The organism is Parasphingomonas frigoris, from assembly GCF_036663815.1.
Taxonomy (GTDB): Bacteria; Pseudomonadota; Alphaproteobacteria; order Sphingomonadales; family Sphingomonadaceae; genus Sphingomonas.
In genome coordinates, this window is sequence record NZ_JAXOJQ010000009.1 from 1 (window position 1) to 21,096 (window position 21,096).

Consider the following 21,096-nt stretch of genomic DNA (forward strand, 5'->3'; position numbering starts at 1 on the left):
TTGTGGGGCGCGGGGTGGGGGGGGGGGGGGCGGGGGGGGGCGGGCCCCAACCCCGGCCCCCCCCGCGGGGGGGGGGGGGGTGGGGCCCGCGCCCCCCCCCACGCTGCAGCCAGCGTTCCGCTCGATGTTCCAGGACAGCCCCTCTCCCCGACCCTCTCCCCTGAAGGGGAGAGGGAGACTTTGGGTGGCCGCTATCCGAACGACGTGCTCATCTCGGGCTTCGACATCCTATTCTTCTGGGATGCCCGCATGATGATGCAGGGCATCCACTTCATGGGCGATGTGCCGTTCAAGAAGCTCTACCTCCACGGCCTCGTCCGCGCCGCCGATGGTGCGAAGATGTCGAAGTCGAAGGGCAATGTCGTCAACCCGCTCGGGCTGATCGACCAGTACGGCGCCGACGCACTGCGCTTCTTCATGGCGGCGATGGAGAGCCAGGGCCGCGACATCAAGATGGATGAGAAGCGCGTCGAGGGCTATCGCAACTTCGCGACCAAGCTGTGGAATGCGTGCCGCTTCGCGCAATCGAACGGCATCGTCGCGAGCACCACGCTCGAGGCGCCCTCGGCCGAGCTCGCGGTCAACAAGTGGATCATCGCCGAGACGATCGCATGCGTCCAGGCGGTCGACCTCGCGCTTGCCGACCTGCGCTTCGATGGTGCGGCGAATGCGGTCTATCAGTTCGTGTGGAGCCGCTTCTGCGACTGGTATCTCGAGCTGATCAAGCCGGTGTTCGACGGCGACGAGAAGGGCAGCATCGATCCCGAGAGCAAGTTGGTCGCGGGCTGGGTGATCGACCAGATCCTCGTGCTGCTCCACCCGTTCATGCCGTTCATCACCGAGGAACTGTGGCACGCGATGGGCCCGCGCGAGACCGACCTGATCGTCGCCAAATGGCCGATGGCGGATGCGCGCTCGCTCGATCCCGCGGCGAGCAAGGAGATCGACTGGCTGATCCGATTGGTGTCGGAAATCCGCGCGGCGCGGACCGAGGTCAACATCGCGCCGGGTACGCGGATGCAGATGCACGTCCGCGATGCCGATGCGGAGACGCTCGCGCGGCTCGAGCGGCAGGCGCCGGCGATCGCGCGGTTGGCACGGGCGAGCGTGGTGCAGGATGCGCCCGGTGGCGGCGCGCTGCAGGTCGTCGTCGATGGCGCGACCTTCGTGCTGCCGCTCGAGGGCGTGATCGATCTCGGCGCCGAGCGTGACCGCCTCACCAAGGCGATCGCCGCGGCCGCCAAGGAGCGCGATGCGCTTGCCGGACGGCTGGGCAATGCGAGCTTCGTGGAACGCGCGAAGCCCGAGGCGGTTGAGAAGGCGCGGGCCGATCACGCCGAGAAGTCCGCCGAGGCCGAGCGGTTGACGGCGGCGTTGCAGCGTTTGGGCTGAACCGTCGCCCCGGCGCAGGCCGGGGCCGCTGGGCTATGGGCACCCGGTGCGCATCACCGCCAGCGGCCCCGGCCTGCGCCGGGGCGACGGTTGGTCGTGGCGCGGCTAGTTTGAACATATTCCCCTCCCGCCTGCGGGCGGGGCTAGGGGAGGGCCTGTGAGCGACGTTCTGGACATTACAGCCCCTCCTCCAACCCCTCCCGCAAGCGGGAGGGGAGCTAAACAGCGCGACCTGACGACCGGCCCGATCGCGATGACGTTGCTCGCCTTCGCGCTCCCCACGCTGGGCTCGAACATCCTCCAGTCGCTCAACGGCTCGATCAACACGATCTGGGTCGGGCGCTTCCTCGGCGAGGGCGCGGTCGCGGCGACCGCCAATGCCAACACGATCATGTTCCTCATGTTCGCGCTCGTGTTCGGCTTCGGCATGGCCTCGACCATCCTGATCGGCCAGAGCATGGGCCGGCGCGATATCGAGGTGGCGCGCCGCGCGTTCGGCGCGTCGATTGGTCTGGTGATGGCGGGCGCGGTGGTCGTCGCGGCGCTCGGCTGGGTCTTCTCGCCCGATATTCTGCGCGTGCTGGCGACGCCGCCGACCGCGATGCCGCTCGCGCTCGCCTATCTGCGCGTGATCTTTCTCGGGCTGCCCGCGTCGATGCTGCTCGTGCTGCTCAGCATGGCGCTGCGCGGGATCGGCGATTCGATCACGCCCTTGTGGTTCACGCTGCTGAGCGTGCTGCTCGACAGCGGGTTGAACCCCGTATTCATTCGCGGCTGGTTCGGCATGCCCGCGATGGGCATCGCCGGCTCGGCGACCGCGACGTTGATCTCGGCGCATGTCGCGGCGCTCGGGCTGTTGGCGTACGTCTATCTGCGCGACCTGCCGATCAGGCTGCGCGGGCAGGAGCTGAGCTACCTGATCCCGAGCCTCGCACTGACGCGGACGATCCTCGCCAAGGGCCTGCCGATGGGCGCGCAGATGCTCGTCATGTCGGTCGCCGCGCTGACGATGACCGGCCTCGTCAACCGCTACGGGATCGAGACGACCGCGGCCTATGCCGTGTCGTTGCAACTCTGGGCCTATATCCAGATGCCCGCGCTCGCGGTCGGCGCGGCGGTGAGCAGTATGGCGGCGCAGAATATCGGCGCGGGCTTCTGGGATCGGGTCGATCGCATCACGCGCGCCGGGCTGATCTTCAGCGCGGTGCTGACCTCGACGATGGTGGTCGCGATCATCGCGTTCGACCGGCCGGTGATGGGGTTGTTCCTCGGCAGCGAGAGCCCGGCGATCGCGATCGCGCGGCATATCCAAGTGCTGGCGAGCTGGAACTTCATCATCTTCGGCATGACGATGGTCCTGTTCTCCACCGTGCGCGCCAACGGCGCGGTCTGGGCGCCGCTGATCATGCTGTTCGTCGCAATGTATCCGGTGCGGATCGGCTTTGCCTTGCTGTTCCAGCCAACGATGGGCGCGGATGCGCTGTGGTGGAGCTTCCCGCTCGGCTCGTGTGCCAATTTCGTGATGGCGCTGTGCTATTATCGCTATGGCGGGTGGCGCAACCAGCGGTTCGTCGTGCCCGCCGAGCGCGCGCAGGAACAGGTACCGAGTTCGGCCGAGCCGGCGGGGCGGCTGCACCCGTCGGGCTAGGGCAGAAGCGCGAAGCTCACGACGAGTTGCACGCGCGTTTCGACCGGGGTCGGAGCGATGTCGAGCACGACGGGAGCCTGTGCAATCGCTGGCATCGCCATGTTGGGCGCGTCTTGGACATCGAATAATACGCGCCCGTTGGGATCCGCGCGCACGATCGAGACGACCGGCCCAAGCCGCAACCCGCTCGCCGTGGCCAGTGCGGCGGCCTGGGCGCGGGCATCGGCCATTGCATCGGCGAGCGCGCGTCGCGCCGGCGCGCTATCGTCCCGCAGACCAAAACCGTCGACCCTTGCGCTGCTGGCGCCGAGCCGCCTGGCGAGGCCGACTGCGGTTCCGGCCTGCAGCACTGCCGCGAGCCGTACACTCGTCTGTGTACTCGCGACATGCCCGGTCACGCGGCACGGACCCTTGCCCGTGCCGCCGGCGCCGCCGCTGCCACTTGCCATCTGGTCGAGGGTCTCGGCGGCAGTGTCGAGGGTCTCCGCCATGGATACCAACCCGGTGTCATCCGTGCCGTGATCCGCGCAATTCCCGCCGCGCACTTCGCGCATGGCGATCGTTCCGGTGCGGATGTCGAGGTGGCGGTCGAGACCGCGCAGGCCATCGAACACCGCGCGCTGTCGGGCGGCGGCCGTGGCCGCGTCGGGTGTCTTGCCTTCGCCGCGCAGGGTGAGGTCCAGCGTTGCCAGGTCGGGCGCGGTTTCGATCTTGCCGGAAGCGGTGACCAGGATCGTGTTGGGCCGGGCCAGATCCGGCATCGCCTGAGCTTGCACCGCCATGGGGAAGAAGGCGACGAGACCGAACGCCAATAGCCTGGACACGCCGTCTCTCCCAATGTCTGTTATGTTGTAACATCATCATTGCAGTGATCCGCGAGGCGCGCAAGACCGCTTGCACCCGCCCGCGCGACGTTCCAGAACGATGCACATGACCGCGCAATATCCAGCACTTCGCCTTCGCCGTACTCGTGCCTCCGCCTGGAGCCGGCGGCTCTATGCCGAGACCGTGCTCACCCCTGCCGACCTGATCTGGCCGCTGTTCATCGCCGAAGGGACCGGCGTCGAGGAGCCGATCGCCTCGCTGCCGGGCGTGTCGCGCTGGTCGGTCGACGGGATCGTCGCGCGCGGGCGTGAAGCGCGCGATCTTGGCATTCCCTGCATCGCCTTGTTCCCCAACACGCCGGGGCATCTGCGCAGCGAGACGGGCGAGGAAGCGCTCAACCCGGACAATCTGATGTGCCGCGCGGTGCGCGCGCTCAAGGACGCGGTGCCCGAGATCGGCGTGCTGACCGATGTCGCGCTCGATCCCTACACCAGCCACGGCCATGACGGGCTACTCGACGCGGCGGGCTATGTGCTCAACGATGCCACGTCGGAGGCGCTGGTCGCGCAGGCGCTCAACCAGGCGGCGGCTGGGTCGGATATCATCGCACCGTCGGACATGATGGACGGCCGCATCGGCGCGATCCGCGAGGCGCTCGAGGCTGATGCGCACCACAACGTCCAGATCATGTCCTATGCGGCCAAGTACGCCAGCGCCTTCTATGGCCCGTTCCGCGATGCAGTCGGCAGCCGCGGACTGTTGAAGGGCGACAAGAAGACCTACCAGATGGACTCGGCCAATGCCGAGGAAGCGCTGCGCGAGGTCGCACTCGATCTCGCCGAGGGCGCCGACAGCGTGATGGTCAAGCCCGGGCTGCCCTATCTCGACATCGTCGCGCGGGTGAAATCGGCGTTCGAGGTGCCGGTGTTCGCATACCAGGTGAGCGGCGAATATGCGATGATCGAGGCCGCCGTCGCCGCGGGCGCCGCCGAGCGCGACCCGATGGTGCTGGAAACGCTGATGGCGTTCAAGCGGGCGGGTTGCTCGGGCGTGCTGACCTATCATGCGGCGCATGCCGCGCGGTTGCTCAACGCGTGATTGCGGCGATCGTCGAGACCGAGCGCCTGCGGTTGCGGGTGCCGGGCCCCGGCGACCGCGCCACTTTGCATGGCTGGTTCGGCGATCCGCGGGTGATGGCCGATCTCGCGCCGGTGATGGACGCGGCGGCCGCCGATGCTGCGATCGCGCGGCATGACGGCTATCGCGGCGAGCGGCTCGGCTTCTGGATGGTCGAGCGCCGTGATGATGGAGTGGCGGTCGGCTTCTGCGGGCTGAAGCGCTGCAATCCCGGAACGCCGCTCGTCGGACGGCTCGAGATCGGCTGGATGTTCGGCGGGCCCTATTGGGGGCAGGGCTATGCGCGCGAGGCGGCGTCCGCCAGCCTCGCCTGGGCGTGGGCCAATCTTGACGCGGACACGGTCGTCGCGATCACCGCGCGGGTCAACACCAAGAGCCAGCGGCTGATGGAGCGGATCGGGATGCACGCCGCGCCCGCGCTCGATTATCAGCATCCCGCCTTTGCCGAGGGGCACCGGCTGCGCGATAGCGTGGTCTATGTGATCGACCGGCCGGCGGCATGATCGAGACGCCACGTCTGATCCTGCGCGGCTGGCGCGAGAGCGACATCGCGCCGTTCCATGCGATGGGGCAGGACCGCGAGGTGATGCGCTATCTCAAGCCATCGCTGAGCATGGCGGCCGCGCGCGAGGGGTATGACCGAATGGTCGCGTGCCAGGCTGAGCACGGATTCTGCTTCTGGGCGGTCGAGCGGCGCGATGACGGTGCGTTCATCGGATTTTGCGGGATCAAGCCGGGCGACAGCTTTCTTGAGGGCGAAACCGAGATTGCGTGGCGGCTCGCGCGCGACGCGTGGGGGCAGGGCTATGCGCGCGAGGCGGCCGAGGCGAGCCTCGCCTGGGGCTGGGCGAACCTCGACATTCCGCGTGTCACTGCGATCACCGTCCCCGCCAACACGCGCAGCTGGGGGCTGATGGAGCGGCTCGGCATGACGCGCATCGTGGGCGGCGATTTCGACCGTCCCGATCTTGCCGTGGACGATCCGCTGCGGCGCCACATCCTCTATCGTATCGATCGGCCGACCGCATGACGACTCTCCGAGCACCCGCGCGCTTTGCCCGGCTGCTGTTCGTCGTGACGATCCTCGGCGGCTCGTTCCTGCTGTTCCTCGTCCAGCCGATGGTCGCGCGCATGGCGCTGCCGCGGCTCGGCGGCGCGCCGGCGGTGTGGAACTCGGCGATGCTGGTCTATCAGGCGCTGCTGCTCGGCGGCTATGCCTATGCGCACTGGCTGGGGCGGCTGAGCCCGCGCGCGCAGGCGATGACGCATCTCGGGGTGTTGCTCGCCGCCGCGCTGTGGCTGCCGATCGGGCTGTCGAGCGTCCAGCCGAGCCCAACCGCGCAGCCCGCCATGTGGGTGCCGTGGTTGCTGGTGACGTCGATCGGCCCGCTCTTCCTGGCGATCGCGGCGCAGGCGCCGTTGCTGCAGCGCTGGTTCAGCCTGACGCGGCACGGCGACAATCCCTATGCGCTCTACGCCGCGTCCAATTTCGGCAGCTTCGCCGGGCTGATCGCCTATCCGTTGCTGGTCGAGCCGATGATGGCGCTCTACCGCCAGCGCCTGCTGTGGAGCAGCGGCTACATTGTCGTCGGTCTGCTCGTCGCGCTCTGTGCAGCGACGCTACCGCGCACGGGGCCGCTGACCACCGCGACCGTTGCGCAGTCGCCCGCGCCGAGCCGGCGCCGCGTGCTGCACTGGGTGGTGCTCGCGGCGATCCCCTCGGGGCTGATGCTGGCGACCTCGACGCTGATCACAACCGACATCGTCGCGATGCCGTTGCTGTGGGTGCTGCCGCTTGGCCTGTATCTGTTGAGCTTCACGATCGCGTTCGCGACCCAGCGCAGCACGGCCGATCTGCAGACGCGGATCGCGCCGGTCGCGCTGCTGCTGTTCGGCGGGTTGCTCGTCAGCGGGATGGCGGGGATGCCGTTCCTTGGCGCGATCATGGCGCTCGCCTTGTTGTTCCTGATCGCGGTGGCGCTGCACACCGGGCTGTATCGGCTGCGCCCCGACCCCGACCGGCTGACCGGCTTCTATCTTGCAATGGCGGTGGGTGGCGCGCTGGGCGGCGTGTTCGCGGCGCTGCTGGCGCCCTTGCTGTTCGACTGGACCTACGAATATCCGCTGCTGCTGCTCGCCGCGGCAGTGTTGATGCCGCACGACTTCCTCGTCGGCGCGTTGCGGAAGCTGTGGGACGGCGGCGCGCGTCGGCGGCGGATCCTGCTGGGCGGGGTGGCGATCCTGGTCGTGTTCCTGGTGGCGATCGCGATCGAAGCCTCGGGTACGCTGCAGCAGACCGCGTTGCTGGCGATCGTCGCGATCGGTCTGCTTGCGATCGGCAACCGCCTGGCGTTCGGTCTGGCCGTGCTTGGGGCGCTCGTCGCGTTCGGCGGGTATCGCGCGGTGCTGATCTCGCTCGAGCCCGACGCGCGCACGCGCAGTTACTTCGGCATTTACACCGTCCGCGGCAACAGCACTGAGCGGCAGCTCGCGCACGGCACGACGGTGCACGGCACGCAGCTGCTCGGATCGCCGGCGCGCGAGCGGACGCCGACGACCTATTACGTCCCTGGGTCGGGCGTCGGACAGGCGCTGCGCGCGGTGCCCGGGCTCTATGGACCAAAGGCGCGGATCGGCGTGGTCGGGCTGGGCGCGGGGACGCTGGCTTGCTATGCCCAGCCCGGCCAGACGTGGCGCTTCTTCGAGATCGATCCCGCGATCGTGCGGATCGCGCGCACCCGCTTCAGCTTCCTGTCGCGGTGCAGCCCGGATGCGCAAATTGTGCTGGGCGATGCCCGTCTTAACCTGGCACGCGCGCCGTCGGCCTCGCTCGATCTGCTCGCGCTCGATGCCTTTTCGTCGGATTCGGTGCCGATGCACCTGATGACGCGCGAGGCGTTCGCCACCTATGGCCGAGTGCTCGGGTCGCGCGGTGTGCTGCTCGTCCACATCTCGAACCGCTTTCTCGATCTCGAGCCCGTCGTCGCGGCGGCCGCGCGGGCGGGGGGCTGGCGCGCGGTACAGCTGTTCCATCGTCCCGGACCGAACGACCCGCCAGCCTCGACGAAGTCGCAGTGGATCGCGCTATCGCATGATCGCGCGACGCTCGCCGTGCTCGCCCGCGCCGATCGTGCGTGGCAGCCGCTCGCCGAGCGACCCGGTTTTGCGCCGTGGAGCGACGATTATTCGACGATCCTGCCGCTGCTCAAAGGCGTGCGTTAGCCGCTCGGCAACTGCGCCGCGATCGCCCCGATCGTCGCGGTCTGGGCGTCGAACGCGGCTTGCGCCGTCGCGTGGAGCGCGGTGATCGCCGGATAGTCGGGTTTCGCGTCGGCGGCTCGCGTCAGTGCGAGCGTGTCGATTTCGGAAAGCGTGGCCGAGGTCGTCGCGCGGTAGCCGTCGAGCTCGGCCAGCGCGGTCTGCGCGGCGATCCAGCGCTCGCTGCCTGCCGCCGCGCCGCGTGCTGCGCTCGCCAGCCGCTCGGCGGTCGTCGCCGCGCCGGCAAAGGCGGTGCTGGTCTTGGCGAGTGTGGCGTGCAGCTCGGCGACCGTGGCATCGGTCGACGGCTCGGGCTCGGCGATGGCGATCGCGACTTCGGGCTCGGCATCGCTGCGCGTCTCGATCGCGCGCGGCAGCAGCGACGGGAAGCGCGTCGCGGTCTGCGCGGCACATCCCGCCAGCGCGCCGGTGAGCAGCAGCGCGGACAGCGCGGGGCGGGCGGGCAAAATCGATCGTTTCATCGATAAATGCTCTATGCCGGTAAGAAAGGTGACGCAACGCACTTGCGTCCCCCGAAAGACGCCGCTAACAGCGCCACTCCACTGCACCCATAGCTCAGCTGGATAGAGCATCAGACTACGAATCTGAGGGTCGGGCGTTCGAATCGCTCTGGGTGCACCAACCTATTTCCGCAGGTTGCGGGCGAAAGCCGGGTCAGAAATGACCCGGCTTTTTTGCGTCTGGTGTCGAGTGGCGGCTGGGCCGATCCGCGTGGAAGCGGCGTCACTCCACCGCGCTGCGTTCGACCGAATCGAGAATGCGGACGCCGGCCATGAACACCGCGAGCGGGCACACCGCGAACAGCAGCCAGCCGCCATAGCCCGGATACTGGCTGAGGTAGTGCACCCCGCGCTCGACCGCGCCGAGCGCCAGCGCGTAGATCACCGCGAAGGCTTCGAACTTGTTCTTGATGACGAACAGCCGCGAGAATTTTGTCCACATGCAGCCATACTTAGCAAAAGCCGGGCCAATCGCGGTTTTGCGTCGGTTCTTGCTTAACAGCGATGGTTAAGTGTCAATTAACCCGACAGTAGGTCGGTGCGATCAGCTTCGCGCGACATGGTAGACGATCGCATCCTCCGCGACGTCCAGCGCCGACGCCACGGTGCGCCCGAGCACGATCCCGCCGGTCAGCGTCCGCACATCGCCGTACGCACAGCGAAAATCGGCGAGTCGGCCATGCGCGACGAGCGCCGGTTCGCCCCCGTCGCCGTCGATTGCGACGATCCGCGCCGCCTTCACATCGCGGATCGTGCGGACCTGGTCGGTCTTGGCGAGCATCGTCGGGCCACCGTCAAAAATATCGACATAGTTTTCGTAGGCGAAGCCCTCATTCTCGAGCATCCGCATCGCGGCGCGGCCCGAGGGGTGGGGCAGGCCGATCACCGCGCGGGCGCTCTCGGGCAGCATCGCGATGTAGATCGGGTGCTTGGGGAACAGGTCGGCGATGAACTGGTGGCCACGCACCGCATTGAACTGGTCGGCGTCCTGGAAATTCATCCCGAAGAAGCGCCCCGCCAGCCCGTCCCAGAAAGGCGAGCCGCCGGCCTCGTCGATGATCCCGCGCAGCTCGGCGAGCACGCGGTCGGCGAAGCGCGCGCGGTGCTGCGCGATGAACAGATAGCGGCTGCGCGCGAGCAACATGCCGAGCCCGCCGGCGCGCTCGCCCGGATGGAGGAACAGTCCGCCGACTTCGCTGCAGCCCTCGAGATCGGTGGTCAGCCCGAGCATGTCGGCGCGAAAGGTGCGGCCGAGCTCCTTGCTGTGCTGCGTCAGCGTGCCGAGGCGGTAGCTGTAGAAGGGATAGCTCTGCCCGACATGCGTGAAGATCTGGCAGGTGCCGCGCACCTCGCCCGTCGCGGTGTTTTCGAGCACCAGCACGAACAGGTCATCGGCCTTGGCGTCGTCGGTCCGCGCGAAGGCGCGCGCGCTGCGTTCGAGCTTGGCCTTCAACGCGGCGCGATCGGGCGGGAGGTTGGTGAAGCCACCGCCGGTCAGCTTGGCCATTTCGTAGAGCGGCTGGAGGTCGCTGTCGCGCGCGGCGCGGATCACATGAGTCACAGGGTACCCTTTTCGGCAAGGCGCAGGATCGTCAGCGCCGAGAGCGCGGCGCGCTCGGGCAACGAATCGACGATCAGAAATTCGTCGGTGGAATGGATCGCGCCGCCGCGCGCGCCCATCGTGTCGACCACGGGGACGCCGCACGCCGCGATCGTGTTGCCGTCGCACACCCCGCCGGTCGCACGCCAGGCGATGTCGAGGCCGAGGTCGGCGCCGCACGCCTTGACCAGCGCGAACAGCTTGGCGGCGCCGGGGTCGATCGGCTTGGGCGGGCGGTTGAAGCTGCCATGGACGGCGATTGTCACGTCGTGCGCCGCGGCGACTTCGGCGACGATGCGGTCGATCGCGGCTTGCGCGCGCGCGATCTCGGCGTGATCGGCAGGGCGGAAGTTGATCCGCAGCACGGCGTGGTCGGGAACGACATTGTTCGGCCCGCCCCCCTCGATCCGCGCCGGATTGACCGCGAGCGACGGCGAGCGGACCGCGAACAGCCGCACCGCGAGGTCCGACGCCGCGACGATCGCGTTGCGGCCTTCGTCGGGGTTGCGCCCGGCATGCGCGCTCTTGCCGGTGACGATGATCGAGAAGTTGCCCGTCCCGCCGCGTGCTCCCGCCAGCGTGCCGTCGGGCAGCGCGGGTTCGTAGGTCAGCGCCGCGATCTTGCCGCGCGCCGCCTCCGCGATCAGGCGCGAGGAGGAGAAGGAGCCGGTTTCCTCGTCGGAGTTGATGATCACCTCATAGCCGATCCGCGCGGCGAGCGGGCTCGCCTCGACCGCGCGCAGGGCTGCGAGCATCACCGCGAGCCCGCTTTTCATGTCGGCGACGCCGGGGCCGTTGATCGTCCCGTCGGCGCGCGCGGTCAGCGTCTGGAAGGGATGTTCGACCGGATAGACGGTGTCCATGTGTCCGGTCAGCAGGATCTGCACCGGCGCCTGCGGGCGCACCACCAGATGGAGGTGCCGGCCATGATCGAGCGTCGTCACGCTGCCGTCGGCGGCGACGTTCTGCGCGGTGTCGCCCGCCACCAGCGCGATCTCGCCGGGCAGCACTGCAAACGCCTCGGCCAGCAAGTCGGCCACCTTTGCGAGCCCGGCAAGATTGCGCGTTCCGCTGTTGATCGCCGACCAGGCCTCGACCTGCTGCAGCATCGGCGCTGCGGCCACGTGCGCGACCGCCGCGCGTTCTATCTCTGTCATCCCCGCCATCGAAGCGGTGTAGCCGGTCTGCGCACCCTGCTCCAGCCCCCGGCCCGTGCTCAGCGCAAGTGGGGCGAGAAGGCGGCGAGGACCTGCTCGTACAACTCCTTCTTGAACGCGACGATCACGTTGGGGAGCGTCTCCGGGCGTACCCACTGCCACGATTTGAACTCGGGATGCGCGGTGGCGATGTCGATGTCGCTATCCTGCCCCAGGAAGCGATACAGGAACCAGCGCTGCCGCTGGCCGCGCCATTTGCCTTTCCACACCTTGCCGACGAGCTCCTCGGGCAGATCGTAGAACAGTTCGTCGGGGGCGGCGGCGATCAGCGCGACATGCTCGGGCGCAATGCCTGTTTCCTCGCCGAGCTCGCGGATCGCGGTGGCCTCGGGGTCTTCGCCGTCGTCGATCCCGCCCTGCGGCATCTGCCACGCCTCGACCTCGGCATCGATCCGCTGGCCGACAAAGACGAGGCCCTCGGCGTTGAGCAGCATGATCCCGGCGCAGGGGCGATAGGGCAGGGTGGTGGGGTCGGTCATTGGAGAGCTTTCGTTGGAAAAAATCCTCCCTCGCGCAGCGGGGGAGGGGGACCATGAGCATTAGCGAATGGTGGAGGGGGAATATCCGCGGGGGAGACGCTTGTGGCGGCCCCCTCCACCACCAGCCTGAAGGAGGCTGGCGGTCCCCCTCCCCCGGTTCCCGGGGGAGGATTAAGAGGCTTCGGCGATCAGCGTTTTTGCGGCGGCTAGGGCGCCCGCCACGTCGTCCGCCGCCGACGGGATCGCCTTGCGCAGCGTGATGAAGCCGTGGATGTTGCCGACCGCCTCGCGGAAGGTCACCGCCACGCCCGCCTCCGCCAGCGCCGCAGCATAAGCGCGCCCCTGGTCGCGGATCGGGTCGAGGCTCGCCGTCACCACCACCGCGGGCGGCATGCCCGCAAGATCGCCCTTCAGCGGCGAGGTGCGGATATGCTCGGCCTCGGCCTGATAGGCGGCGTTGAACCACTCCATGCTGTCGCGCGTCAGCAGATAGCCGTCGGCGAACTGCGTGTAGGACGGATAGTCGCGCGTCGTGTCGGTCGCGGGATAGAAAGGCAGTTGCGCGATCACCGGCACCGCGGCGGGCGCATCGCGCAGCGCCATCGCGGTGACGATCGCGAGGTTGCCGCCCGCGCTGTCGCCGCAGACGATCAGGCTGGTAACGGTGCGGCAGAGCGCGGCAGGGCTCGCCGCCGCCCAGCGTGCCGCGGCCTCGCAATCGTCGGGCGCGGCGGGCCAGGGGCTTTCGGGGGCCAGGCGATAATCGACCGCGAGCACCGGCAGGTCGAGCGTGCGCGACACCTCGGCGCAGAAGCTCGCATGCGTGTCGAGATCGCCGATCACGAAGCCGCCGCCGTGGAAGAACAGCACCAACGGCCCAGCGTCGCGCGTCGCGGCGGTGTCGAACAGCCGCGCGGGAACGTCGCCGGCGGGACCAGGGATATTGAGGTCGGTGATCGTCGCCAGCGCGCCGATCGGCGGATCGGCAATGTCCTTCATCGCGGCATAGGTCGCGCGCGCTGCGGGAGGCTCGAGCTGGTGCATCTTGGGGCCAGGGACGCTGTTGAGAAACGCGAGGAAGCCCGCGACATCGGGGCGCACGTACGGATCGGTCACGCATCTCTCCATCTGGTCTAGGCCGTGTTTGCACCTACCTAGGGAGGATGATCGCGGTCGTCCATCACCCAGCCTATGTCGCGCCCGGGCAAGCGACCAACCCCAGCCAGCTCAGCAAGAATGCCGCGATTCGTGACTTGCTGCGCACGCACGGGGGCGCGATCGACTGGCACGAACCCGAGCCGATGCCGCTCCACTGGCTCGAGGCGACGCATGATCCCGGCTATGTCGCCGAGGTGCTCGAAGCCCGCGTGCCGCGCGAGAAGGAGCGGCGGATCGGCTTTCCCGTCACGCCGACCGTGGCCGCGCGCGCGCAGGTCGTGCCGGCGGGGACGTGGCTCGCGGCACGGCTCGCGCTCGATCGCGGGTTTGCCGCCAACAGTGCTGGCGGCAGCCATCATGCGCTGGCCGAGACCGGCGCGGGCTACTGCGTGTTCAACGATCTGGCGATCGCGGCGGTGCGGCTGGTCGAGGAAGGCGATGTCGCGCGCGTACTGATCGTCGATTGCGACGTCCATCAGGGCGACGGCACCGCCGCGCTTACCGCCGGGCGGCCGGGGATCGCGACCTATTCGATCCATGCCGAGAAGAATTTCCCGGCACGCAAGGCGCGCTCGACGCTCGACGTGCCGCTCGCCGATGGCATGGGCGATGCCGAATATCTCGCCACGCTATCGGAGACCCTCGTACCGCTGATCGACGAGTATCGGCCCGAATTGATCCTCTATCAGGCGGGGATCGACCCGTTGGCGGGCGACCGGCTCGGCCGACTTGCGTTGAGCGACGCGGGACTGGTCGCGCGCGAGACCTTCATCGCGCGGACCGCCGCCCGCCGCGGCATCGCGCTTGCGAGCACTGTTGGCGGAGGATACGGTGGCGACGTCTTGGCGCTGGCGTCGGCGCATGTCCGCGCGATCCTGATGTTGGGAAATGTGTATCGCGATGCGGCGCGTTCGCTCGTGCGCTGATGGCCGACAGGGAGATGGCTCACACGAAGACACGAAGCCACGAAAAGAGAGGAAGGAAGCGGTTTGACCGAGGATCTCGAGGCGCTTGCGCGGATCGCGGTCGATTGCGGTTATAAGCTGCATGAGGCGCTTGGGCCCGGTCTGCTCGAATCGGTTTACGAGGCGTGCTTGTCGAGCAGCCTCCGGGCGCGCGGTCTCTTTGTCGAGCGGCAAAAGATTGTGCCGATCCGCTATGGCGACATCGTGTTGGACGAAGCGTTCAGGGCGGATATCCTGATAGAGCGACGGTTGCTGATCGAGCTGAAATCCGTTGAAAACTTCGCGCCGGTGCACGCAAAGCAGGTGCTGACCTACCTGCGTTTGATGGATCTGCAACTCGGGCTATTGATGAACTTTGGCGCAGCCACCTTCAAGGACGGCGTACGGCGGATCGCCAATAATTATTTCGGTCCGTCGGAACGATAATCCGCTTTTCGTGTCTTCGTGTCTTTGTGTGAGTCATCTTTCTTGAGCAATCCGACAGATCCCGTTCTCCTCTGGCTGCGCCGCGACCTGCGGCTTGCCGACCAGCCCGCCTTGCTCGCCGCGATCGAGGAGGGAGCGGTGATCCCGGTCTACATCCTCGATGACGCTACGCCGAAGCATTATGCGATGGGCGGCGCGTCGCGCTGGTGGCTGCATCACAGCCTCGACAGCCTCGACGCGGCGCTGCGCGCGAAGGGATCGCGGCTGATCCTGCGGCGTGGCGAGAGCGCTGCCGAACTGGCCAAGCTCGCCAAGGAGACGGGCGCCACGCGCGTCCACGCGATCCGCCATTTCGAGCCGTGGTGGCGCAATGCCGAGCGTGCTGTGGGGAAGCAGCTCGAGCTCGTCTGCCACGACGGCAACTACCTCGCGCCGCCGGGATCGGTGACGACCGGCTCGGGCGGGCAGTACAAGATCTTCACCCCCTTCTGGCGCGCGTTGAAAGCGACGCTGCCGCCGGCAGAACCGACGCGCGTGCCGGCGCATATCCCGGCGCCGTCGCACTGGCCCAAGAGCGACACGCTCGCCGACTGGGACCTGCTGCCGACCAAGCCCGATTGGTCGAAGGGGTTCGGCAAGGAATGGACGCCCGGCGAGAAGGGCGCGCACAAGCGCTTGAAGGCGTTCGCGGATCATGCCGACCGCTATGACGAGACGCGCAACCTGCCGTCGGTCGAGGGCAGCTCGCGCCTCTCGCCGCACCTTCATTTCGGCGAACTTTCGGCAGCCCAGGTGTGGCATGCGGTTGCCGATGCCGGGGGATCGGTCGACGTCTTTCTCAGCGAGATCGGCTGGCGCGACTATTCGCAGAACGTCATCTGCCAATATCCCGACTACGGCTCGAAGAACGGTCGCGACGCGCTCGATTCGCTCGGCTGGCGGACGGGCAGCGAAGCGACCGCCGACCTCAAGGCATGGCAGCAGGGCCGCACCGGCTATCCGATCGTCGACGCCGGGATGCGCCAGCTGTGGACCACCGGCTGGATGCACAATCGCGTACGGATGATCACCGCGAGCTTCCTGATCAAGCATCTGCTGATCGACTGGCGCGAGGGCGAGCGCTGGTTCTGGGATTGCCTGGTCGATGCCGATTACGGTTCGAACTCGGTCAACTGGCAGTGGACCGCAGGCACCGGGATCGATTCGAACATGTTCGTGCGGATCATGGCGCCGCTCGTCCAGTCGCCGAAATTCGATGCCGGGGACTATATCCGCGAATGGGTGCCCGAGCTCGCCGGTATCAAAGGCGACGCCATCCACGATCCCGAAGACGCCGGTTGTCGCCCGCGCGCATACCCCGCAAAAATCATCGGGCATCGCGAGGCGCGCGAGCGTGCGCTCGAGGCGGCACGCCAGACGCGCTGAAAATCCCGTTGCGGTGTGTGGGCATGGATGCGAGGGGGCGCGCAATGCTTGGGGCCTTCTCGAAATTGTTTCACCGTCTGCTGGACCGGATCGACGCAGGTCTGGTCGCGGGCTCACTCGCCGCGCACTTGCCCGACGGGGGCGATCGGCTGCTCGGCGGCCGCGCGCCGGGGCCGGCGGCCGTGGTCGACCTGCGCAGCTGGCGCGCCTTGCTGCGCCTCGCGACGGGTGGATCGGCGGGCTGGTACGTCGCCTGGGAGAAAGGCGAATGGGCGAGTCCCGACCCGACCGTGCTGTTCGACCTGTTCATGCGCAATCGCCGCACGCTCGGCGGCACTGCGCGCTCGGGCGGCATCATCCGCACGCTGCGCCGCGTCGCCAACAGCCGCCGGCGCAACTCGCGCCGCGGCGCCCGGCGCAACATCGAATTCCACTACGACCTCGGCAACGATTTCTACCGGCTGTGGCTCGATCCGAGCCTGATGTATTCGGCCGCTCTGTTCGCCGAGCCGGTCGACCCCAGCGAATCGCTCGAGACGGCGCAGGCGACCAAGATCGCCGCGATCCTCGACCGGCTCGCGGTCGTGCCGGGCGAGCGGGTGCTCGAGATCGGCTGCGGCTGGGGCGCCTTCGCCGAGGCGGCGGCGCGGTGCGGGCTGCGCGTCGATGCGATCACGCTGTCGGCCGAGCAGGAACTGGCGGTCAACCAGCGCATCGCCGCGGCGGGGCTCGACGGCGTGAGCGTCGCGCGGATCGACTATCGCGACGTCACCGGAATCTACGACGCGGTCGCCAGCATCGAGATGGTCGAGGCGGTCGGGCAGGACTATTGGCCGACCTATCTCGCCGCGATCGCGCGCGCGCTCAAGCCGGGCGGACGCGCGGCGTTGCAGTACATCACGATCGATGACGCGATCTTCGAAGCCTATGCCGACAATGTCGACTTCATCCAGCGCTACATCTTCCCCGGCGGGATGCTGCTGTCGGAGAGCCGCTTCCGCGCGCTCGCCGAAGCCGAAGGGCTGGAATGGCAGGACAACCACACCTTCGGGTTGCATTATGCCGAGACGCTGCGGCGCTGGCGCGTCGCGTTCGACGCGGCGGTTGCGGCGGGGCGCTTGCCGGCCAAGTTCGACCAGACGTTCATCGCCTTGTGGCGCTATTATCTGATGTATTGCGAAGGCGGTTTTCGCGGTGGCGGGATCGATGTCGCGCAGGTTACGCTGGTGAAGAGTTCCCCTCCCGCTTAGGGAAGGGGCGTGCCTCGGACGCGGCGCTCTGCGGCACGCCCCTCCCCCAACCCCTCCCGCAAGCGGGAGGGGAGCTTTAAGCGACCCGTTCGAAATGCCCCGTCGCGAAATCCTCGGTCAGCAAGGCGACGATCCGGTCCGCCACCACCGAGGGTTCCTTGACCGACTTGGGGTCCTCGCCCGGATAGGCCTTGTGGCGCATCGCGGTGCGCGTCGCGCCGGGGTCGATGATCGCGGTGCGGATCTTGCTGATCAGCTCCATCTCGTCGCCATAGGACGCGAGCAGCGTCTCGAACGCCGCCTTCGACGCGCCGTACATTCCCCAATAAGCGCGGGGCTTGCGCGCCACGCTCGACGTCAGGCCGATCACGCGGCCGTGCGCCGACTTGCGCAGCATCGGGTCGAACGCGGCGATCAACGCAGCCTGCGCGCTGACGTTGAGCGTCAGCACCTGCGCCATTTCCTTGGGGTCGATCGCCGGCACGGCCGACAATTGCCCGAGCATCCCCGCGTTGAGCACCAGGATGTCGAGTGCGGGCCAGCGCTCGCCGATCGCGGTGCCGAGGCGCGCGATGCTGTCGGTCTCGGTCAGGTTGAGCGGCGCGATCGTCGCAGACCCGCCGGCATCGAAGATCGCATTCTCGACCGTCTCGAGTCCCGCCGCGGTGCGCGCGGTGATCACGACATGCGCACCCGCCGCGCCGAGCGCGAGCGCGGTGGCAGCGCCGATTCCGCGGCTGGCGCCGGTGACGAGGGCGATCTGGTTGGCGAGCGGTTTGTCGGTCATGCGGGCTCCATCTCCTGAAAGCCCCTCCCCTTCAGGGGAGGGGTTGGGGGTGGGGAAGTGCCTCGCAGAGAGCCAGCGCCCGTTACGGCCCCACCCCAACCCCTCCCCTGAAGGGGAGGGGCTAGTTTCTGTCAGATCACGCGTTCCGCCAGCAGCGCGAACTGGTCGACCGACGACACGTCATCCTGGTCGGTCAGGCTGGTCGGATAATCGCCGGTGAAGCAGGCGTCGCAATGGCTCGGCCGGATCGCGTTGCGCTGCGGCTCGCCGAGCGCCTTGTAGAGCCCGTCGATCGAAATGAAGGCGAGGCTGTCGGCCTTGATATACGCCGCCATCTCCTCGAGGTTCTTCGTCGCGGCGAGCAGCTTGGCGCGCTCGGGCGTGTCGACGCCGTAGAAGCACGAATGCCGGGTCGGCGGGCTGGCGATGCGCATATGCACCTCGGCGGCGCCGGCCTCGCGCATCATCTCGACGATCTTGAGGCTGGTCGTCCCGCGCACGATCGAATCGTCGATCAGCACGATCTTCTTGCCCGCGATCAGCGCGCGATTGGCGTTGTGCTTCAGTTTCACGCCGAGGTGGCGGACCTTGTCGCTCGGCTGGATGAAGGTGCGCCCAACATAATGCGAGCGGATGATGCCGAGCTCGAACGGGATGCCCGATTCCTGCGCATAGCCGAGCGCGGCCGGCGTGCCCGAATCGGGGACGGGGATGACGAGGTCGGCATCGACCGGGCTCTCGATCGCCAGCTGCGCGCCGATCGCCTTGCGCACGGTGTAGACGCTGCGATCCTCCGAGATCGAATCGGGGCGCGAGAAATAGACATATTCGAAGATGCACGGCCGCGCCGCCACCTGCGGGAAGGGGCGGTGCGAGGTGATCTCGGTGCCCTTGACCATCACCAGCTCGCCCGGATCGATCGAGCGGACGAAGGTCGCGCCGACCACGTCGAGCGCGACGGTCTCCGAGGCGAAGATGATCGAGCCGCCGTCGGCGCCGTCGATCTTGCCCATCACCAGCGGACGGATGCCGAGCGGATCGCGGCAGGCGATCATGCCCTCGGGGGTCATCACGATCAGGGAATAGGCGCCCTCGACGCGCTTGAGCGCATCGATGAACTTGTCGACCGTCGTGCGGTAATTCGAGGTCGCGACGAGATGGATGATCGTCTCGGTGTCGCTGGTCGACTGGAAGATCGACCCGCGCCGCACGAGATCGCGCCGCAACCGCATCGCATTCGAGATGTTGCCGTTATGCGCGATCGCGAACCCGCCCGAGGCGAGATCGGCGTAGAGCGGCTGGACGTTGCGCAGCGCAGTCTCGCCGGTCGTCGAGTAGCGGACGTGGCCGCACGCGACGGTGCCGCGCAACGGCACCATGATGTCCTCGCGATCGAAATTGCCAGCGACATGCCCCATCGCGCGATGGGTGTGGAATTCCACCCCGTCGAAGCTGGTGATGCCGGCCGCCTCCTGGCCGCGGTGCTGCAACGCGTGCAGCCCCAGCGCCACCAGCCGGGCCGCGTCGGTCGCGCCGGAAATGCCGAAAATGCCGCACTCTTCGTGCAGCGTGTCGTCTTCATGTGGGTTCGTGGTCAGCATATCGCCCTTCGGGGGTAGCGCTCGCGGTGGGCATATAGGGGCGGTGCCGCGGTTTGTCGCGCTTTTGTCACACCGTACGGAGCGTTTGGTCGCAACACCCGTTTTCGAGGCCGGTTTACGGGGTGTTTGCAGGAGGTGCGCATGGCGAAGGATCACGGCCCGAGCGTCAAGGACGACACACTCTACGAAGATCTGCGACGCGACGGCGCCTCGAAGAGCAAGGCCGCGCGAATCGCCAATGCCAAGGCGGCGGGCACGCTCGATCATCGCTCGACCGAGCTTGCCGACCGCTCGAAGGACGATCTGCTGAAGGAAGCGCGCGAGATCGGGATCGTCGGGCGCTCGAGGATGACCAAGGCGGAACTGGTCAAGGCGATTCGCCAGGCGTGATGCGTCGCCCCGGCGGAGGCCGGGGCCGCCGGGAAGGGTGTGAGGAGGTGCCACAAACCCAGCGACCCCGGCCTCCGCCGGGGTGACGGGTGTGGGGAAGCCCGCTAAGCAGCCCGCATGCCCGATCCCCGCGAAACCGGCCTTGCGCTGGACCCGAAATTCGATGCCGCCGGCTTGATCACGGCGGTCGCGACCGACCGCACTACCGGCGAGGTCCTCATGCTCGCGCACATGAATGGCGAGGCCTTGCGCAAGACGGTCGAGACGCGCGAGGCGCACTTCTGGTCGCGTAGCCGAAACAGGCTCTGGAAGAAGGGCGAGACCTCGGGACACGTACTCCACGTCACCGACATCCGCATCGACTGCGACCAGGACGCGGTCTGGCTGATCGTCGATCCCGCCGGTCCGGCCTGCCACACCGGTGCGCGAAGCTGTTTCTATCGCCGCATCGACGGAGACCAGCTGACGGAGGTCGCGTGACGCGAGTCGCGCCGAGCGGTGTCGCCATGGCGCTAGCGCTGCTCCTGCTCGCCGGCTGCCACCGCAGCGCGCCCGAGCCCGCCGCCACGCGCACGCCCGAAGGCCTGGAAGCCGCCGCGATCCAGGCCGGCGTCATCCCCGATCCCGCCAGCACCGACATCACCGGGCTCTACGCGACCGAAAGCGACCGCGTCTGCATCGTGCCGAGCGCGACCGCGTACCGGATCGGCGTGTTCGTCGATTATGACGAGCAGCAGCAGTGCGGCGGATCTGGCACCGTTTCGCGCGACGGCGAGACGCTCCACGTGACGCTCGGCGGCGAGAGCGCGGGATGCAGCTTCGACGCGCGCTTCGACGGCGACCACATCATCTTCCCGGCGCGCGTGCCCGATCGCTGCCAGACGCTGTGCGTCGGCCGCGCCTCGGTCGCCGCGCTGGACGCGGTGCGGTTGAGCGAGTCGGTGTCCGAAGCCTCGACGCTGCGCGACGCCAAGGGCCGGCTGCTCTGCGGCAGCGCCGGCTAGGCGAACGATCCTG

General features: G+C 68.1%; 22 protein-coding genes and 1 tRNA gene. 14 read left to right on the plus strand and 9 right to left on the minus strand.

Translation table 11 applies throughout. The features are described from left to right. The coding region (locus U1872_RS19665) for a class I tRNA ligase family protein (RefSeq protein ID WP_443025420.1) at nt 1-1,392 on the plus strand (1,392 nt) is incomplete at its 5' end. A gap of 157 nt (nt 1,393-1,549) precedes the next feature. Beyond that, nucleotides 1,550-3,040: an MATE family efflux transporter gene (locus U1872_RS19670; RefSeq protein WP_332794620.1), complete on the plus strand. Its 1,491-nt coding sequence runs from the start codon at nt 1,550-1,552 to the stop codon at nt 3,038-3,040. Here the strand turns inward: U1872_RS19670 and U1872_RS19675 are convergent. Beyond that, nucleotides 3,037-3,852 (minus strand): SIMPL domain-containing protein, encoded by an 816-nt coding sequence (locus U1872_RS19675; protein WP_332794621.1) that lies wholly within the window; start codon nt 3,850-3,852, stop codon nt 3,037-3,039. The genes U1872_RS19670 and U1872_RS19675 overlap by 4 nt on opposite strands. Nucleotides 3,853-3,970: 118 nt before the next feature. Between U1872_RS19675 and hemB the strand changes: the two genes are divergently transcribed. The 4 genes from hemB to U1872_RS19695 are packed head-to-tail and all read left to right on the plus strand — an operon-like array spanning nt 3,971 to nt 8,224. Continuing rightward, entirely contained in the window at nt 3,971-4,963 is a 993-nt protein-coding gene (gene hemB / locus U1872_RS19680; protein WP_332794622.1) for a porphobilinogen synthase, read from the plus strand. Continuing rightward, nucleotides 4,960-5,505 carry a GNAT family N-acetyltransferase gene (locus tag U1872_RS19685; protein WP_332794623.1) on the plus strand — a complete coding sequence of 182 codons (546 nt, stop codon included), beginning with the start codon at nt 4,960-4,962 and terminating at the stop codon, nt 5,503-5,505. The genes hemB and U1872_RS19685 overlap by 4 nt, the downstream gene beginning before the upstream one ends. Next, a complete protein-coding gene (locus U1872_RS19690) occupies nt 5,502-6,032 on the plus strand; it encodes a GNAT family N-acetyltransferase (protein WP_332794624.1) in 531 nt (176 codons plus the stop codon). Before U1872_RS19685 ends, U1872_RS19690 begins: the two co-directional genes overlap by 4 nt. Further along, entirely contained in the window at nt 6,029-8,224 is a 2,196-nt protein-coding gene (locus U1872_RS19695) for a fused MFS/spermidine synthase (protein ID WP_332794625.1), read from the plus strand. The genes U1872_RS19690 and U1872_RS19695 overlap by 4 nt, the downstream gene beginning before the upstream one ends. On the opposite strand, the gene U1872_RS19700 is transcribed toward U1872_RS19695, so the two are convergent. After that, a complete protein-coding gene (locus U1872_RS19700; protein ID WP_332794626.1) occupies nt 8,221-8,742 on the minus strand; it encodes a hypothetical protein in 522 nt (173 codons plus the stop codon). The genes U1872_RS19695 and U1872_RS19700 overlap by 4 nt on opposite strands. Before the next feature lie 83 nt (nt 8,743-8,825). Between U1872_RS19700 and U1872_RS19705 the strand changes: the two genes are divergently transcribed. Next, nucleotides 8,826-8,902 (plus strand) — tRNA-Arg (locus tag U1872_RS19705). Nucleotides 8,903-9,004: 102 nt separating this feature from the next. Here the strand turns inward: U1872_RS19705 and U1872_RS19710 are convergent. The 5 genes from U1872_RS19710 to U1872_RS19730 form a co-directional block, all read right to left on the minus strand. Then, nucleotides 9,005-9,223 carry a hypothetical protein gene (locus U1872_RS19710; RefSeq protein ID WP_332794627.1) on the minus strand — a complete coding sequence of 73 codons (219 nt, stop codon included), beginning with the start codon at nt 9,221-9,223 and terminating at the stop codon, nt 9,005-9,007. 102 nt (nt 9,224-9,325) lie between these two features. After that, nucleotides 9,326-10,342 carry an arginine N-succinyltransferase gene (locus tag U1872_RS19715; RefSeq protein ID WP_332794628.1) on the minus strand — a complete coding sequence of 339 codons (1,017 nt, stop codon included), beginning with the start codon at nt 10,340-10,342 and terminating at the stop codon, nt 9,326-9,328. After that, nucleotides 10,339-11,547, minus strand: a complete 1,209-nt coding sequence (locus U1872_RS19720) for a hydrolase (RefSeq protein ID WP_332794629.1) — start codon at nt 11,545-11,547, stop codon at nt 10,339-10,341. The genes U1872_RS19715 and U1872_RS19720 overlap by 4 nt, the downstream gene beginning before the upstream one ends. 50 nt (nt 11,548-11,597) lie before the next feature. Next, complete coding sequence (locus tag U1872_RS19725; protein ID WP_332794630.1) at nt 11,598-12,077, minus strand: RNA pyrophosphohydrolase; 480 nt, start codon at nt 12,075-12,077, stop codon at nt 11,598-11,600. Between the two features lie 171 nt (nt 12,078-12,248). Further along, nucleotides 12,249-13,205, minus strand: coding sequence for an alpha/beta hydrolase (locus U1872_RS19730; RefSeq protein WP_332794631.1), 957 nt, complete (start codon nt 13,203-13,205; stop codon nt 12,249-12,251). 35 nt (nt 13,206-13,240) lie between these two features. Between U1872_RS19730 and U1872_RS19735 the strand changes: the two genes are divergently transcribed. The 4 genes from U1872_RS19735 to U1872_RS19750 all read left to right on the plus strand — a co-directional run bounded on the left by U1872_RS19735 (nt 13,241) and on the right by U1872_RS19750 (nt 17,301). Next, complete coding sequence (locus tag U1872_RS19735) at nt 13,241-14,161, plus strand: histone deacetylase family protein (protein WP_332794632.1); 921 nt, start codon at nt 13,241-13,243, stop codon at nt 14,159-14,161. A gap of 63 nt (nt 14,162-14,224) precedes the next feature. Then, nucleotides 14,225-14,626, plus strand: a complete 402-nt coding sequence (locus tag U1872_RS19740; RefSeq protein ID WP_332794633.1) for a GxxExxY protein — start codon at nt 14,225-14,227, stop codon at nt 14,624-14,626. A 42-nt stretch (nt 14,627-14,668) separates the two neighbouring features. Beyond that, the gene (locus tag U1872_RS19745; protein WP_332794634.1) at nt 14,669-16,051 is read left to right on the plus strand and encodes a cryptochrome/photolyase family protein; all 1,383 of its coding nucleotides are present in this window, start codon (nt 14,669-14,671) and stop codon (nt 16,049-16,051) included. 44 nt (nt 16,052-16,095) lie between these two features. Continuing rightward, nucleotides 16,096-17,301, plus strand: coding sequence for a class I SAM-dependent methyltransferase (locus U1872_RS19750; protein WP_332794635.1), 1,206 nt, complete (start codon nt 16,096-16,098; stop codon nt 17,299-17,301). Nucleotides 17,302-17,377: 76 nt separating this feature from the next. Here U1872_RS19750 and U1872_RS19755 read toward each other — a convergent pair whose 3' ends face one another. Together U1872_RS19755 and purF are read right to left on the minus strand one after the other, a co-directional pair. After that, a complete protein-coding gene (locus U1872_RS19755) occupies nt 17,378-18,088 on the minus strand; it encodes an SDR family NAD(P)-dependent oxidoreductase (RefSeq protein ID WP_332794636.1) in 711 nt (236 codons plus the stop codon). 131 nt (nt 18,089-18,219) lie between these two features. Continuing rightward, nucleotides 18,220-19,689 carry an amidophosphoribosyltransferase gene (gene purF, locus U1872_RS19760; RefSeq protein ID WP_332794637.1) on the minus strand — a complete coding sequence of 490 codons (1,470 nt, stop codon included), beginning with the start codon at nt 19,687-19,689 and terminating at the stop codon, nt 18,220-18,222. 141 nt (nt 19,690-19,830) lie between these two features. Here purF and U1872_RS19765 point away from each other — a divergent pair, with 141 nt between their 5' ends. The 3 genes from U1872_RS19765 to U1872_RS19775 all read left to right on the plus strand — a co-directional run bounded on the left by U1872_RS19765 (nt 19,831) and on the right by U1872_RS19775 (nt 21,083). Continuing rightward, the gene (locus U1872_RS19765) at nt 19,831-20,079 is read left to right on the plus strand and encodes a Rho termination factor N-terminal domain-containing protein (RefSeq protein ID WP_332794638.1); all 249 of its coding nucleotides are present in this window, start codon (nt 19,831-19,833) and stop codon (nt 20,077-20,079) included. Nucleotides 20,080-20,196: 117 nt separating this feature from the next. Then, nucleotides 20,197-20,559: a phosphoribosyl-AMP cyclohydrolase gene (gene hisI / locus U1872_RS19770; RefSeq protein WP_332794639.1), complete on the plus strand. Its 363-nt coding sequence runs from the start codon at nt 20,197-20,199 to the stop codon at nt 20,557-20,559. Then, complete coding sequence (locus U1872_RS19775; RefSeq protein ID WP_332794640.1) at nt 20,556-21,083, plus strand: hypothetical protein; 528 nt, start codon at nt 20,556-20,558, stop codon at nt 21,081-21,083. Before hisI ends, U1872_RS19775 begins: the two co-directional genes overlap by 4 nt. The last annotated feature ends 13 nt before the right edge of the window (nt 21,084-21,096 follow it).